Source organism: Microvirga sp. P4_A5, assembly GCF_056402495.1.
In genome coordinates this window covers 15,911-30,398 of sequence record NZ_JBFUHH010000014.1, presented here as the reverse complement: position 1 = coordinate 30,398, position 14,488 = coordinate 15,911, and the positions used below count along the sequence as shown (strand labels likewise).

The 14,488-nt window shown below is 60.8% G+C and carries 13 protein-coding genes and 1 tRNA gene; 11 read left to right on the top strand and 3 right to left on the bottom strand.

All coding sequences use genetic code 11. From position 1 onward, the window contains the following. Nucleotides 1-9: 9 nt before the first annotated feature. The 3 genes from AC1DVM_RS06810 (at nucleotide 10) to AC1DVM_RS06800 (ending at nucleotide 4,712) form a co-directional block, all read left to right on the top strand. Nucleotides 10-1,443 (top strand): hypothetical protein, encoded by a 1,434-nt coding sequence (locus AC1DVM_RS06810; protein WP_477253106.1) that lies wholly within the window; start codon nucleotides 10-12, stop codon nucleotides 1,441-1,443. 11 nt (nucleotides 1,444-1,454) lie between these two features. Next, nucleotides 1,455-2,819 (top strand): ABC1 kinase family protein, encoded by a 1,365-nt coding sequence (locus tag AC1DVM_RS06805; RefSeq protein ID WP_477253105.1) that lies wholly within the window; start codon nucleotides 1,455-1,457, stop codon nucleotides 2,817-2,819. Nucleotides 2,820-3,425: 606 nt separating this feature from the next. Continuing rightward, nucleotides 3,426-4,712 (top strand): DUF763 domain-containing protein, encoded by a 1,287-nt coding sequence (locus tag AC1DVM_RS06800; protein WP_477253104.1) that lies wholly within the window; start codon nucleotides 3,426-3,428, stop codon nucleotides 4,710-4,712. 633 nt (nucleotides 4,713-5,345) lie between these two features. Here AC1DVM_RS06800 and AC1DVM_RS06795 read toward each other — a convergent pair. After that, a tRNA-Ser gene (locus AC1DVM_RS06795) sits at nucleotides 5,346-5,435 on the bottom strand. Nucleotides 5,436-5,644: 209 nt separating this feature from the next. On the opposite strand from AC1DVM_RS06795, the gene AC1DVM_RS06790 reads away from it, so the two are divergent. Together AC1DVM_RS06790 and msrA are read left to right on the top strand one after the other, a co-directional pair. Beyond that, nucleotides 5,645-5,965 carry a PetM family of cytochrome b6f complex subunit 7 gene (locus AC1DVM_RS06790; RefSeq protein WP_477253103.1) on the top strand — a complete coding sequence of 107 codons (321 nt, stop codon included), beginning with the start codon at nucleotides 5,645-5,647 and terminating at the stop codon, nucleotides 5,963-5,965. A 94-nt stretch (nucleotides 5,966-6,059) separates the two neighbouring features. Further along, the gene (gene msrA / locus AC1DVM_RS06785; RefSeq protein WP_477253102.1) at nucleotides 6,060-6,719 is read left to right on the top strand and encodes a peptide-methionine (S)-S-oxide reductase MsrA; all 660 of its coding nucleotides are present in this window, start codon (nucleotides 6,060-6,062) and stop codon (nucleotides 6,717-6,719) included. A 25-nt stretch (nucleotides 6,720-6,744) separates the two neighbouring features. Here the strand turns inward: msrA and mepA are convergent, their stop codons facing one another. Continuing rightward, entirely contained in the window at nucleotides 6,745-7,656 is a 912-nt protein-coding gene (gene mepA / locus AC1DVM_RS06780; RefSeq protein WP_477253100.1) for a penicillin-insensitive murein endopeptidase, read from the bottom strand. Nucleotides 7,657-7,817: 161 nt separating this feature from the next. Between mepA and AC1DVM_RS06775 the strand changes: the two genes are divergently transcribed. After that, a complete protein-coding gene (locus AC1DVM_RS06775) occupies nucleotides 7,818-8,219 on the top strand; it encodes a PRC-barrel domain-containing protein (RefSeq protein ID WP_477253098.1) in 402 nt (133 codons plus the stop codon). Between the two features lie 106 nt (nucleotides 8,220-8,325). Here AC1DVM_RS06775 and AC1DVM_RS06770 read toward each other — a convergent pair whose 3' ends face one another. Next, nucleotides 8,326-9,093 carry a hypothetical protein gene (locus AC1DVM_RS06770; RefSeq protein ID WP_477253097.1) on the bottom strand — a complete coding sequence of 256 codons (768 nt, stop codon included), beginning with the start codon at nucleotides 9,091-9,093 and terminating at the stop codon, nucleotides 8,326-8,328. 629 nt (nucleotides 9,094-9,722) lie between these two features. On the opposite strand from AC1DVM_RS06770, the gene AC1DVM_RS06765 reads away from it, so the two are divergent. From AC1DVM_RS06765 to AC1DVM_RS06745, 5 genes are all read left to right on the top strand, one after another. Beyond that, the gene (locus AC1DVM_RS06765; protein WP_477253095.1) at nucleotides 9,723-10,589 is read left to right on the top strand and encodes a DMT family transporter; all 867 of its coding nucleotides are present in this window, start codon (nucleotides 9,723-9,725) and stop codon (nucleotides 10,587-10,589) included. Then, nucleotides 10,586-11,677: an ATP-dependent DNA helicase gene (locus tag AC1DVM_RS06760; RefSeq protein ID WP_477253094.1), complete on the top strand. Its 1,092-nt coding sequence runs from the start codon at nucleotides 10,586-10,588 to the stop codon at nucleotides 11,675-11,677. The genes AC1DVM_RS06765 and AC1DVM_RS06760 overlap by 4 nt, the downstream gene beginning before the upstream one ends. Before the next feature lie 123 nt (nucleotides 11,678-11,800). Next, nucleotides 11,801-12,610, top strand: coding sequence for a sensor histidine kinase (locus AC1DVM_RS06755; protein ID WP_477253092.1), 810 nt, complete (start codon nucleotides 11,801-11,803; stop codon nucleotides 12,608-12,610). Then, complete coding sequence (locus AC1DVM_RS06750; protein WP_477253090.1) at nucleotides 12,607-14,115, top strand: RAD55 family ATPase; 1,509 nt, start codon at nucleotides 12,607-12,609, stop codon at nucleotides 14,113-14,115. The genes AC1DVM_RS06755 and AC1DVM_RS06750 overlap by 4 nt, the downstream gene beginning before the upstream one ends. Continuing rightward, nucleotides 14,112-14,474 carry a response regulator gene (locus AC1DVM_RS06745; protein ID WP_477253088.1) on the top strand — a complete coding sequence of 121 codons (363 nt, stop codon included), beginning with the start codon at nucleotides 14,112-14,114 and terminating at the stop codon, nucleotides 14,472-14,474. The genes AC1DVM_RS06750 and AC1DVM_RS06745 overlap by 4 nt, the downstream gene beginning before the upstream one ends. The last annotated feature ends 14 nt before the right edge of the window (nucleotides 14,475-14,488 follow it).

Genomic DNA, 14,488 nt, shown 5'->3' with positions numbered 1-14,488 from the left:
GAGCTTGTCATGGTGAAGCCAATCGTCTCCGGGCCTTATCGAACATTTCGAGCACTAAGTCCCGGGCAGACCTTCATTGAGTTTGAGGGATCTACCATCACGATCCCAATGAAAGGAAGGCGCACCCCAAGTGATCCTTGGATCGAAGAGGCAGTGCAGCTCAAGGCCTTCATGCGTCTCGAGGTGTTTCCTCCGTACGTGAACGAACTTGGGACGAGGGAATTCCAGTTCATCATCCGGGACTGGGAGCTCTACGGTAAGAGTGAAATGCTGACCCAGCTCTTCTACAACGATCCGCGAGGTCTCTTTGTAGAAGACATGGCAACCGGTTTCGCAGACTACGTCCCGCCTGCTGTTAGCTTTAGGGTCTCACAAAATTACCACATCGAAGCAGACCCGGGACAGGGAATTGACCCGCTAGAGATCTTCAGCAACCCTAGGGACATCGAGATACGAAATCTTACGAGCCACCATCTCCGTGTTTGGACATCAGTTCCGCAACGCGAGCAATCCCCCAACTTCTACAGCTACCGCAACAATAAGATCTATTGGCAGGTGATCCCTCCGCAGACGCGCGAGAAAATGAATCTCGCCTTCCTGTCGCAGGCGATGGAATTAATGAGCGGATCCGCGGTGGCAAAAGAAGAACCTCTGATTGTCTTCCACAAGAAGGCCCCGGGGATACCGGGCGAGAGTGACGACTTTGACCTTGCAAGCGCGCAGGATCGCGCGCGCTATCTTCTCGCTGTCTCCACGCTACGTACCAGCGGAACTTTGAAGCAGCGCGGTGACGATCGACTCATAGCTACGGCGACGCTACCGGTCCGTGGGTTTACCAGCAACCTCGTCCAGTTGCCAGGCAATTCAATTCTTTCCTCGTTTTATCGGGCGCGGCAGCCTCTCGAAATTCGGTTTGCTCTCAATCCGGCCTTCAAGGCCCCCGGGGATGTCAACGACCTTGTCAGTCGGAAGATATCAGGTTCCACGCGGGACAAGATTACTGGATGGATTCACATCGTTGATCCGCCAAAGAGCTTGGGAACTGCGGATCAGGCGCCGGAGCCGGGTTATCCGATCGACTCTGCAGATTTTCCGGCGAGGATCACCTATGCGGCCAACTACGATATTTTTGTCAACAATGAGCGCTTCGTCGATGATCAGTCAGGAATCGCCATCGCGGTTGGTGTCGATCAGATCCCTCCGCGTGACGTGAAAGTTGCGTTCGAAAAACCGCAAGCTGGGCTTGTTCTGAATAACTACCTAGAATTCGCCGCAGGTAGTTGTACTGGGATGGAACAAATCACTGAACAAGAGTTTCGCGACGGTTCCAATTTCGCTCGCTACTGGCGGACTGTTCCTCTTGCTCCCGGAGGGATGCAACTTATGGGCGCCGGCGGAGGTGGGCCCATCTTTGAAGATTACGATCCAAGCAGAACGTACTGACCGAGCCAGTTATGTCGATTGCAAGCGTGCTCGCTTTTCGCGAACTTGACTTCGGAAGGCGCGTAAAACTTATCAGGAGATTGGCTCGCTGCCTCGTAATATTAGTTGGCGTCGCTGGCCGGAACCTGCCTACTGTCATCGCTGCCGCGGCGGTTCGCGATCGACGGCGCCTTCTCCTGTCCTTAGGCGAGAGTTGTGCTGAGGCCGCCGAGGCGCTCGGTCCAGTGTACGTCAAGGTTGCGCAGATCTTCAGTTATAGACTCGATCTGCTGCCGCGAGAATTTCTTCAACCACTCTCACGTCTTCAGAATCATGTTCGGGTCACGACGCAAGAACGATCGCTATCTGTCATCAGAGCGTCGTTGAGATCCGCCCTGGGCGCGTCGATTCAAAGCTTTCAGGAGACTGAGATTGCAGCGGGTAGCATCGCAACGGTCCATCAAGCAACTACTCTCGATGGCGCCGCGGTCGCGGTGAAGGTGGTGCGGGCAGGCGTGTCGCGCTGGATAGCTATAGATCTAGAGTGCCTTCACTGGATTGTCCGCATCCTGGCTGGCCGACCTAGAATGCGAGGCATACCCCTTATGCAGACGTACGATCTGATTGCAGAGATGGTGGCTGCCCAGACTGATATGATCAAGGAAGCGGGCAACCTACAGAAGCTCCGAGAGGTCCTAGCGAGCCAGCCTAAACTGATCGTACCTGCACCCTACTTTGAGCTGACCACCCGCGAAATCCTTGTCATGGACTACATCGCAGATGCCGTTCCTTTGATCTCACCCGAGGTGCCCGAGGCAGTCTTCCGGGACACGGCGCTCCGCGTTCTCCGGGCTCTCTACAAGATGATGTTCCAGGTGGGCTTCGTTCATTGCGACATGCATCCGGGAAATGTTCTCGTCCTTCGAGACGGAACTGCGGCCCTTCTGGACGCAGGGCTGGTCGCTATCCTGCGAGAAGAGGATAGGCGGTCGTTTCGCGACTTCTTCCTTGGACTCGCAACGAACGATGCCAAGGCCTGCTACCGAGCTATTGTCAATTCGGCTACGTCTGTGCCTCCGAGGTTGAATCAATCCTCCTTGGCCAGCGAGGTGGCGGACCTTGTGAGATACTACCATGAACGAACAGTCGGAGAGTTCTTCGTTGCGGAGTTTGTTTTCCGCATCTTTGATCTTCAACGGCGCCACCGCTTGGTAGGCGCGCCCGGGTTCGTGGCTGCTATCTGGGCGCTCGTTATGTTCGAGGGGCTTGTCCGGCCTCGCTACGCAGATCTGGATTTCCAAGCGGAAGCGCGACCTTTCATGGCTGGCGCAATCATTGAGAACGTCAGGCGCTTCATTGGGACTGCCGTTTCCGCGAACGATGATAATGCGGCGTAGCCGGTCACGGAGGACGACACCCTTGAGAACTGTCTCTGGATTGTTCTTCGGCCCGAAGGCACTGTCCTCCGAGCAGGGCGAGTAGACCTAGAGAAGTTCGATACGAGGCTAGTTCAACAACCTTTAACTTCGGCATCCGCATTTTGGGTCATCCGCTATTGGGCGCCCATACTCTTTGGAATGGCTGTGACTGGGAAAGCCCCACGACGGCTCTTGGCGTTCGTTCACCCGTTGCGGACAACCGGGATGAAGTCGGCAACTGAACGGCAGCTATCTGCTAAACCCAGCCCGATAGCGGACTGACAGCTTCCGGCCCAAATCCGGCCATTTCCACGCTGGTTCGCTGATAGAGGTGGAGGGGATGTGGCGCATATTTTTCGATTATTCCGGCAGAGGTATCCTACCCGGCGGAGCGAAGGAATCCGAATTGCTGAAACGGCTGGAGATCTAATCGGGACTGAAGTCTCAAAAAATAGTGGGGACCACCGTGCGATGGATTCCGCCGGACCGATGCTGATTGCGGCGTCATTCCTGAGTTCATATATGCAACTCGCTCAAGGCGTTCGAACCAATTAGCCTAACCCCTAACCTGACGGACCTCGCATCATGGCACGCCGAGCTGGAAGAGCCGATCTACCGTTGCACAGCGGCCACGTCCCGAAATGGCTCGCCGAGCGGATGACCCGTCTGGGAGCTGTCATGAGCGAAGCGATCGTGCACCATTACGGCCGCGAGGAGCTTCTCCGTCGGCTGGCGCATCCCTTCTGGTTTCAATCCTTCGGCGCCGTCATGGGCATAGACTGGCATTCCTCCGGGATCACCACCAGTGTCATTGGAGCCCTCAAGCGTGGACTCACGCCGCTGTCTAACGAGCTCGGGATCCACGTATGCGGTGGCCGAGGTAAACATTCGAAACAAACACCGCACGAGCTTGTCTCCATTGGAAATCGGGTCGGCTTTGATGGCCTTGCACTCGCAGATGCCAGCCGGCTCGTTGCCAAGGTCGACACGGCTGCGATCCAGGATGGCTTCGACCTCTACCTCCACGGTTTCATCGTCACCGATGATGGGCAATGGGTCGTGGTACAGCAGGGGATGAACGGCGACCTTAAAAAGGCTCGGCGGTATCATTGGCAATCGGAAGACCTCAAAAGTTTCGTCGACGAGCCGCATTCCGGCATCGACGGGATAGGGCAGGGGCAGATCATCAATCTGACCGACCGACGCGCCGAGGCTTCGCGCCGCGCGCAGCTCGAGCTCCTTGCAAATCTCGGGCCCGACGGCATTACGCGCGAGCTCGCCGCTATTGAAAACAAGGCTGCCCCAGTCGAAGAAGCACGCCAGATGTTTCTGCCGCACTTGATCATGCCGGATCACCACGAGGTTCGCGCGGAAAATGTCGTCATGCGCCGACTTCAGGGAGCCCTCGCCGCGGCAGCCGATCGAGGTCCGGTCGATTTTCCCGAGCTTCTTCTGGTGCCTGGAATCGGCGCCCGAACCGTCAGGGCTCTCGCCCAGGTTGCGGAAGTGCTTCACGGGACGCCGTGCCGGTTCACTGATCCTGCTCGCTTTTCCTACGCCCACGGCGGAAAAGACCGGCACCCGTTTCCAGTGCCTCTCAAGGTCTACGACGAGACGATCAGGGTTTTGAAATCCGCCGTGCACAAGGCGAAGCTGGGACAGCAGGACGAACTCTTCGCCTTGAGGCGCCTTGATGACCAGGCTCGCCTGCTTGAGCGACGCGCCGCAGATGCATCCTTTGACGAACTGCTCGGACAGGAGAGGACAAAATCTAATTCTTACGGCGGCCGCTCCATTTTCGGAGACGAGCCGCCATCCGATCATCTTGTCCACAACCGGGAGGCCTGGAGGAAATCGACGGATGCTCTCTAGGCCGTTCCAGCGGAAGGTAACAATTGGCAGGCGACTCGCAGCCAACCGGCGGCTCGAACCACCGGTGCAAACATTCGCAGCGTTCCAGGCAACCGGACTGGCCTGATAGGGAGCGGAGAATTGGGGGGAAGACGCGGCTCGGAATGGCTTGGTCTTACGTCTTTCCAGACTGCCTTAGAGAATATTTCTTCGGGGAATTCACCGAGAGTTCCGAGGCTTGGGGGCGAGCGTGCCTCAAAAAAACCGCAGCAATAACAGAGACTTAGACGGTGGCGGAGCGGGAGGAATTCGAACTGCCGATACGGTTGACAAACTGATGCGGACCTAAGTCTTTGAGAACACGCCCATATTTCGTCTCAGCAATCTCCGTCGTGAAATGCGGAGATTAGTTCGCAGGCGACTCACCGCTCGCCAGCGCTCGCATGCAACGCTTCCGATCCGCAGCAATTGAATCAACCGGCCTGCCGCAAATGACCTCAGAGAAACGGCCAAGGAAGCGACTGAAAATCCATACTCTTTGCGACGCTACCGACCGCCACAGAGAACGGGATAGTGCGAAAGACCCCGCAAGTTCCGAGCCTTGCGGGAAGCATGGTGTCAAAAATTATGCAATGATAACAGAGAGTTAGACGGTGGCGGAGGGAGAGGGATTCGAACCCTCGATACGGTTTCCCGTATACACACTTTCCAGGCGTGCGCCTTCAACCACTCGGCCACCCCTCCGTTTTCGAGCTTTTAGCTCCGGGGCCGGCGGATCCCACGGGGAGATCGGCTGGCGTTCCGTCCGCACGGTGTGCGGAGGAGGGTCGTGTATCGCCAAATGCCGCTCCAAGGCAAGGTCGAACTTCCCGGAACGCAAAAACCGCAGGAACGCTTGGCTTGCGGGGTGAAACCGATTAATATTCAACCCTCCGTTCAGGCAGGGGTCTTTCTTGAAATTTTTGGCGCGCTTCTTCGGCCTCATTCTGGTCGCGGCCGGGTTTGTCGGTCTGGTGATCGATGGGACGCGGTCGATCGTCAACAATGCCCTGTCGTTCGTCTCCGTCGAGGGGATCATCAACATGTTCCTCACCGGGGGCGTCACGGGCTTGCAGGAGCGCGTCACGGCGCACGCGCCGGCTGTTCTGTGGGATCCCGTATTGCTTTCCCTGATGCACCTGCCCGCCTCCGTCACGGCCTTTCTGCTCGGGTCCTTCCTGCTCTGGCTTGGCCAGAAGCCCCTTGAGCCCATCGGATACCTCGCAGGGCGGTAGATCGGGGACCGCGATTGCGCGCATCGGGCGCTCCCCCACCCTCCCGTTTCGCCCGATAGCCATTACATAGGGCGAGCCAACCGAGAGAAATCCGATGTTCAATGTCAGCAAGCCGATCGATATTCCCACGCCCGCGGAAGCTCTGCCGGGGCGCCCGGCGGCGATTCCCACCGCGACCCATCACTTCGTCAACGGCCGTCCCCTTCACCCGCCGTTCCCGGCCGGGCTGGAAACGGCGCTGTTCGGCCTTGGCTGCTTCTGGGGAGCCGAGCGCAAATTCTGGGAGATGGGCGAGGGCATCTGGACGACCGCTGTGGGCTATGCCGGCGGCTCGACGCCCAACCCCACCTATGAGGAAGTCTGCAGCGGACGAACCGGGCATACGGAAGTGGTCCTCGTGGTGTTCGACCCGCAGAAAATTTCCTACGAAGCTTTGCTGAAAGCATTCTGGGAAAACCACAACCCGACCCAGGGCATGCGCCAGGGTAACGACATCGGCACGCAGTACCGGTCGGGCATCTATGTGTTCGACGAAAACCAGCGCCGCGCGGCCGAAAGCTCGAAGCGCGTCTATGGCGATGCTCTCGCGGCCAAGGGGCTGCCGGCGATCACGACCGAAATTCGTGACGCGGGTCCGTTCTTCTACGCCGAGGACTACCACCAGCAATATCTCGCCAAGAACCCGGGCGGCTATTGCGGCCTCGGCGGAACGGGCGTGGCCTGTCAGATCGGCACGGGCGTCGCCGCCCATTGATCGGCGATGTCCTGCGGGAGCTGCTTCAGGGCGCCCGCAGGACCTGCCTGCACTCGGCGGGCAATTGCGCCATGGTCAGAGGCGGCCGCGGCTTGCCAGGCTTCGGGTGGAGCATCTGAGGCGTGAACCACGCCGCGAGTTCGGATCCGCAACCGTCGCCGCCGGGGGGCGGGGCCTGGTCGTCGCAGGCGCCATCGCCCGACGGACAGGCGATGCGGATATGGAAATGGTAGTTGTGGCCGAACATCGGTCTCACCTTCGACAGCCAGTTCCGGTCCGCCCCGGCTTCGCGGCACAAGGCTTTCTTGATGGCCGCATTGACGAAGATCCGGGCGACGGCAGGCTCTTTCGCGGCCGCTTTGACAAGAGCCGTATGCTGGGGCGTCCATACTGACGGGTCGACATCGAGAAGGTCGGACCGGACCATGTCGGTGGCCGACAGTTCCTCCCGCTCAAGACGGCTGAGCCGACGATCCGGCATCGGAGTCAACCACACATCCGCATCGAGGCCGACCTGATGTGAAGCGTGGCCGGTGATCATCGGACCGCCGCGCGGTTGGGAAATGTCCCCGACGAGCAGGCCGGGCCAGCCGTTGAGTTGCGGCACGCGGCCTGCAAGCCGTTGCAGCAACTGGACGAGATCGGGATGCCCCCAGTTGCGGTTGCGCGACAGCCGCATGACCTGCCATGTGGCTCCATCGATCGGGACCGCGGCGGCGCCGGCGACGCATCCGCGCGCATAGCTGCCGATGGATCGCGCGCGCAAGGACGCTGGTTCGGTGCTGCGTCCGAACAACTCCTTCGCGGGCAGCGCAGGGTCATCCGGGTTTGAGAGAGGGGGGAGTTGTTTGGGGCTTACCGTCCCCTTGTCTTGCGCCAAAGCGGGAGCGGCAAGCGCCATCAGACAAAAGGCGGCGAGTGTTCGAATCGGGTTCATGCCGTCAGGCTAGCGTGATGGGCGCGCAAGGTGAACCGGTTCCGATCGCCGCAGCGCCGCCGCCATTCCGTCCCGCCGAATCCCCGGCCCCGGGGTGCGCCGGAACCGCTGTTTCGCCTGCGGCGTTCACTGGACATCGCGGCATAGGATGGAGAGACGCCATGCAGACGGTTCAGAGCGGCGACGTCCGTGAGACCCACAGCCTGATTGCAAGCGACAAGGTTGAAGGCACACCCGTGCGCCGCACCAGCGGCGACAAGGTCGGCACGATCGAGCGGGTGATGATCGACAAGCGGTCGGGGAAGGTCGCCTATGCGGTCATGAGCTTCGGCGGCTTCATGGGCCTCGGCGAGGAGTATTACACGCTCCCCTGGGGTGTCCTGTCGTTCAGCCCCGAACTCGATGCCTATGAGCTCAATCTCAACGAGGACCAGTTGCGGGGGGCTCCGCGCCGCACGGCGGAGGGGCACGACGCCTCATTCGATCGGGAGTGGGAGGAGCATGTCCACCGGTACTACAACGCAACGCCTTATTGGGGTGAGAGCGATCAGATACGGCGATAGTCGGTCTTTTTGAGGAGGCAAAAGAAAATCGCCCGGTCGAAGCCGGGCGATTTTTTTGTCCATGCACGAAGCCGCCGGAGCGGCCTGTGCACCAACCGGCAGACGTTTAGCGCTTCGTCTTCCGCGCGCCCTTGCGGGCCGAGGTCGTGCGCTTTGCTCCGACAGCCTTCGACCGCTTGGTAGCGGAGGTGCGGCTGGTCGCAGCTGCGGCGCGCTTCGTCTTGGCGGCTCCACGGGATTTGGCCGCGGTCTTTGCACCACCGCGCGTGGCGGAACGTGCGGACGACTTCGAAGCCGCCTTGGTTCCGCGTGCGGAGGTCTTGCGAGCGACGGTCTTGCGACCGGCCGTGGCCTTCTTGGTCGCCGAACGCGTGGCTGTCTTGGCGGATGTCCGCTTGGCGGTCGTTGCCCGTTTGGCAGGAGCCTTGCGAGCCGTCGTCTTGCGAGCGGCGGACTTCTTGGCTGCTGTCTTCTTGGCAGGGGCCTTGCGCGCAACGGTCTTCTTCGCGGCCGACTTTCTGGCCGTGGTCTTCTTCGTTGCGGTCTTCTTCGCAGCCGTCTTCTTGGCGGCGGTCTTCTTCGTAGCGGTCTTCTTCGTAGCGGTCTTCTTGGCGCCCGCCTTCACGGCGGACTTCTTCGTCGCCGACCGCGCGGTCGACTTCGCAGCAGACTTCTTGGCGGCCGTTTTCTTCGCGGTCGCCTTCTTGGCAGTGGTCTTCTTGGCTCCGCTCTTTGCGGCGCCGGTCTTCTTCTTGGCGCCGGTCGAGCCGCGGCGAGCGCTGCTCTTCTTGGCGGTGGATTTCCTGGTGCTGGTCGCACCGGTGTCACCCGTGAACAGCATCGTCAGCGGGTTTGACTTCTCGTCTATCGGCATAGCCGCCTCCTTCAAGGGCCTTCGCGTGCAACCGTCACGCTTGCAAGGCAACGTCGTTATACCAAGCGGGTTCCGATTAACGGAAAGTGTAGAAAGTAGATCGTGGACGATTTCTGTGGATACTTCGGCCACACATGGCCATGAACTTGCGCGCCAGAGGGGAGATGTTGGCCGCTCCGAGCGAGTCCCACAATGGTTGCTTGGGACTCTGCGATGCGTTCGAAGAACTCGCAGGTCAAGCCAAAGACGACACCCTGAAACCGTTGCAATCGCAGGGATTTAGGCCCCGGGCATCGGTCGCGTTTTTCTTTGAGGGCGGATTTTCGCAAGGCTCGCCGGCACCGTTTGGGCGACACTTTCGTCAAGCCGCGCGCCAGCAAATCAGACTTTCGTCAGCGCTCAAAAAAACTTTCGGCGGAATGTGAAAAAAACTGTGTGCGGAACCTCCCGCGAGTGGTTTTGGGCGCAAAGCCGGCGAGAGAATCACTTGCAACTTGCGCCTGCCGTATCGACAGGGGCGCGGCTCCGAACCGATCGGGACGGTAAGAGGCTTCATGCATGTTGGAACGCTTCACGCGGCGGCCGCGGCGCGCTAAGCGGTGTTGGCCTCAAACTCGCCGGTCCCAAGCGTGCCACTCTCCAAAATCCTGACGGTCGTTTTCTGGATGACCGGAGCGCTCGTGTCGTTCTCCGCGACCGCCGTCGCGGTGCGCGGCCTGTCGCCCGCCTTTTCGGTGTTCGAGATCCTGTCCATCCGCAATGCGGTGGGGCTTGCGATCCTTCTCGCGCTTGCGCTCGTAAAACCCAAACTGCGCGCCAACCTGAGGCCGCGACGGATCAAGCTGCACCTCCTGCGCAACGTTCTGCATTTCGCCGGCACCGACGGTTGGGCCTACGCCCTCACCATCCTGCCGCTCGCGACGGTTTTTGCCCTCGAGTTCACATCGCCCGCCTGGGTGGCGCTTCTCGCCGTTCCGTTCCTCAAGGAAGCGCTGACGCGCGGTCGTCTCGTGGCGATCGTCGCAGGTTTCGCCGGCGTCCTGATCATTCTTCGCCCGGGCATGGACGCTTTTCAGCCCGCCAGCTTTCTGGTTCTGGCGGTGGCCTTCGCGTTTGCGCTGGTGGCGATCGTCACCAAGCGGCTGACCATGACCGAGAGCACGTTCTCGATCGTCCTGATGATGAATGTCATCCAGCTTCCCCTCAATCTCCTCGGCGTCAGCGGGGCATTCTGGAACAGGATCGACGGGTCGCACGCACTCGCAATCGCCGGGGTCAGCCTCGGTGGGCTGCTGTCTCATTACTGCCTGACAAACGCCTACCGCCACGGGGACGCCAGCATGGTGGTGCCGCTCGATTTTCTGCGTATCCCGCTGATCGCCATCGTCGGTTGGAGGCTTTACGGCGAGGCGCTCGATCCTTACGTGTTCGTGGGAAGCGCCTGCATCGTCGCCGGGCTCATCTACAGTCTGCGTCGGGAGGCAAGGAATCCATGACCTGGTCACCACAACAGGACGCTGCCTTGAAGGCCGTCGCCGATTGGCTTCGCCGGGGCGAGACGCCACTCTTCCGGCTGTTCGGATATGCCGGCACGGGAAAGACGACGCTGGCGCGCCATATCGCCGAAGGCGTCGATGGCGACGTCGCATTCGGCGCTTACACGGGCAAGGCTGCTCTCGTGCTTCGCTCGAAGGGTTGCGCCGACGCGTCCACCATCCACTCGATGATCTACCGCTCCCGGGAATCGGATGAGGGGGGCCCGCAATTCGTGCTCAACCGCCAAAGCGCAGCGGCAAAGGCCGACCTGATCATCATCGACGAGTGYTCGATGGTGGACGAGGAACTCGGCCGCGATCTGCTGTCGTTCGGCCAACCCGTTCTGGTGCTCGGCGATCCCGCCCAATTGCCGCCGGTGAAGGGCGGCGGGTTCTTCACCGAGGCGGAACCGGATGTCATGCTGACCGAGGTCCATCGCCAGGCCAGGGACAATCCCATCATCCAGATGTCGCTGACGGTTCGCGAGGGAGGGCGGCTCGACCACGGCACCTATGGCGACAGCAGGGTCATCCGCAGGAGCGAGATCAACTCCGCGATCGTAATGGCGGCGGATCAGGTTCTGGTCGGTCTCAACAAGTCACGCCGCCTCTACAATACCCGTTTGCGGGAATTGCAGGGTTACCGCGATCCGATGCCGGCTGCCGGCGAGAAACTCGTCTGCCTGCGCAACGACAAGACCAAGGGGCTGCTGAACGGCGGAACCTGGAGCATCCAGACGCTTCACGGCATCCGCAACGATTTCATCCGGATGGATGTGCTGCCGGACGGCGAAGTGCGCGGCAAGTCCGTTGAGGTGTCGGTGCATAAGGCGTTCTTCGAAGGCGCCGAGGAGGACGTGCCTTTCGCGATCAGGCGGGAATCCGACGAGTTCACATACGGCTACGCGCTTACGGTTCACAAGGCGCAGGGGTCGCAATGGGACGATCTGGTGCTGTTCGACGAATCCTATGCGTTCCGTGAGCACCGGAGCCGCTGGCTCTATACGGCGCTGACCCGCGCGGCCGAAAAGGTCACGGTTGTCCTCTAGGGGCGGAAAGCGAACATAATGGCCGCTGGGACGTTTCCGAGTTGAAGTCCCGGGCGCAGCGCCCTATCCCTAGGCATCATGTTTACAGATCCCGGATGTACGCCCGCCGGCGGAGGTGTCGCGTTGGAAGATGACCTCGACAATAGCGGTCGCGACGATTCCGCTGTCTCTCGCCCTGGCGCACTGGAGGAACGGATCAACGAGTTGACCGAGGCGGTCGCCGCGCGAGATGCTTTCCTGGCGGTGGCGGCCCATGAGCTGCGCAATCCGATGACGCCGATCCTTGCCCATGTCCAGCGATTGAGCCGGATTGCCGCGACCGCGGGCGACACCGAGATCGCCCGGGGGCTGAAGCGGCTTGAGAAGCTCGTGGAGCATTATGTCCGGCGTGCGACCTCGTTGCTGGAAGTGTCCCGCATGACCACCGGGAAGTTTAGCCTCCACCCCGAGCATTTCGACCTTGCAGAGCAACTGCGCGAAACCGCCGAGGCGCTTCTGCCCGCCGCGCGCTATGTGGGCTCGACGCTCGCGGTCGAGGCGCCGGATCGCGTCGAGGTGTTTCTGGACCGTCTGGCGGTCGAGCAGATTCTCGATAATCTCATCTCCAACGCCGTCAAATATGGCGGCGGATATCCGATCTCTTTGACGCTGACAGTCACCGACTCGCTCGCGACGATCAGCGTCAAGGATCGCGGGAGCGGCATTTCTCCGGCAGATCAGGCGCGGATTTTCCAGCGCTTCGAGCGCGCAGTCGCGCAAGGCTCGGCCATTGGCGGATTCGGCGTGGGCCTGTGGGTGGTGGGCCAACTGGTCGAGGCCATGTCGGCCGAGATTTCCATCGACAGCAAGGTGGGCGAAGGAACAACCTTCACGCTTCGCCTTCCGATACAGGACGGAACAGACATGACACATATGGCGGGATTGGCTCGGTGAGCGAAGACAGGCGCATCAACAAGTTTCCCACCGGCATTGCCGGCTTCGATACCATTCTGCAGGGTGGTGTGCTGCGAGGCGGGATCTACATCATCATGGGCACGCCGGGAGCGGGCAAGACCATCCTTGGCAACCAGCTCTGCTTCAACCATGCCGCACGGGGTGGCCGGGCGCTCTACGTGACCCTCCTGGCGGAGACGCATGGTCGGATGCTCGGACATATCGGCCCGCTCGGCTTTTTCGACGAGACGCTCGTTCCGGACGGCGTGTCCTATCTCAGCGCCTTTCGAATTCTTGAAACCGAAGGCCTGAAAGGGCTGACAGATGCGCTGCGGCGCGAGATCCGCGCGCGCAAGGTCGATTTCCTGGTCCTCGACGGTCTCGTCTCGGCCGAGGAGTCGGCGGGAACGCCGCGGGAATTCAAGAAATTCATCCACGAATTGCAAATCCAGGCCGATCTGGCCGATTGCACCATGATGCTGCTCACCAGCACGCCGGCGGACCCGATTTTCGCATCCGCCGAGCACACGATGGTAGACGGGCTCATCGAGTTGCAGGTGCGGGCGCGCGGACGTCGGTCGGAGCGGAACCTGGTCGTGCACAAGATGCGCGGCAGCGGTTTTCTCCGCGGAACCCACTCGTTCCAGGTCGGTGATAACGGGATCGTCGTGCAGCCGCGGATCGAGGCCCTGCTGAGCGAACCGAGCCGCCCGATCAAGGTCGATGGGCCGAAGATTTCCACCGGTGTGAAGAGGCTGGACGAGATCCTCGGCGGCGGACCGATGCGGCGTTCGAGCTCGATCATCATGGGCCCTGCCGGCAGCGGCAAGAGCACGGCCGGTCTCCATTTCCTTGGCGCGGGCGGCGACGAGCGCGGCATCTATGTCAGCTTCAATGAGTCGGAATCGGCGATCCGTCTCAAGGCGAAGACATTGCAGCTCCCTGTGGCGCGATTGCTCGAGGAGGGGACCGTCGAGGTCATGTGGCGCCCCGCGACAGAGGGCGTGTTCGACGAGGCATGCGCCGCAATTCTCAAGCGTGTGCGCGAGGGTAAGATTCAGCGTGTCTTCATCGACGGGTTTCCCGATTTCGTCCGAACCACGGGCGAAGAAAGTCGCATGTCCCAGGCGTTGACGGCCCTCACCAACGAATTCCGGGCTCTCGGGGCCACCACCCTCGCGACCCTCGAACTCGACTTCAACGGAGTGGTGCCCGGCCAGCCCCTCGCGGGCCTTCCCATCATCGGATTTTCGCCCATTGCAGAAAATATCATCCTGATGCGCCTCGCGGCGCTCGGTGCGGAAGTTCATCGCCTCATCGTCGTCCTGAAGGCTCGCGACAGCGCCTTCGCGCTTCAGTTCCGCCGCTACGACATCGGCCCTCGCGGCCTCGACATCGAGCCTGACGCGGTGCAGGCAGAGGTCGTGCTGTCCGAACTCATTCGCCAGACAGGACTCATTCCCGCGCCGTTCGGCCTCGCCTCGGCTGACGGAGACGCTACGTGAGAACCATTCTCGTGGTGGATGATGAATGGGCGATCGCCGAAGTGCTCGAGTCGCTGCTCAGCGACGAGGGCTATCGGGTCATCATCGCCAATAACGGAAAACAGGCCCTCGAACGTCTGGCGGAATGGCCGCCCGATCTCATCATGCTAGATTTCATGATGCCGGTCATGGACGGAAAGGCGACGCTGGAAGCTGTCAGGGAGGACGCGAAAACCGCCGACATCCCGGTGGTCATCATGAGCTCGTTGCCCGAGGAAACCATCCGGGAGCGCTGCTCGGGCTATCAAATATTTCTCAGAAAACCGTTCCGTGTCGCGGCCGTTCTCGACACCATCGAGACGGCACTTGGCCCGAGCTGAGCGCAAACGCGGAA

Coding starts and splice junctions, on each gene's coding strand:
- msrA (WP_477253102.1), top strand. CDS start 6,060: ATGTTCAATGTCAGCAAGCCGATCGATATTCCCACGCCCGCGGAAGCT.
- AC1DVM_RS06805 (WP_477253105.1), top strand. CDS start 1,455: ATGTCGATTGCAAGCGTGCTCGCTTTTCGCGAACTTGACTTCGGAAGG.
- AC1DVM_RS06800 (WP_477253104.1), top strand. CDS start 3,426: ATGGCACGCCGAGCTGGAAGAGCCGATCTACCGTTGCACAGCGGCCAC.
- mepA (WP_477253100.1), bottom strand. CDS start 7,656: ATGAACCCGATTCGAACACTCGCCGCCTTTTGTCTGATGGCGCTTGCC.
- AC1DVM_RS06810 (WP_477253106.1), top strand. CDS start 10: ATGGTGAAGCCAATCGTCTCCGGGCCTTATCGAACATTTCGAGCACTA.
- AC1DVM_RS06775 (WP_477253098.1), top strand. CDS start 7,818: ATGCAGACGGTTCAGAGCGGCGACGTCCGTGAGACCCACAGCCTGATT.
- AC1DVM_RS06770 (WP_477253097.1), bottom strand. CDS start 9,093: ATGCCGATAGACGAGAAGTCAAACCCGCTGACGATGCTGTTCACGGGT.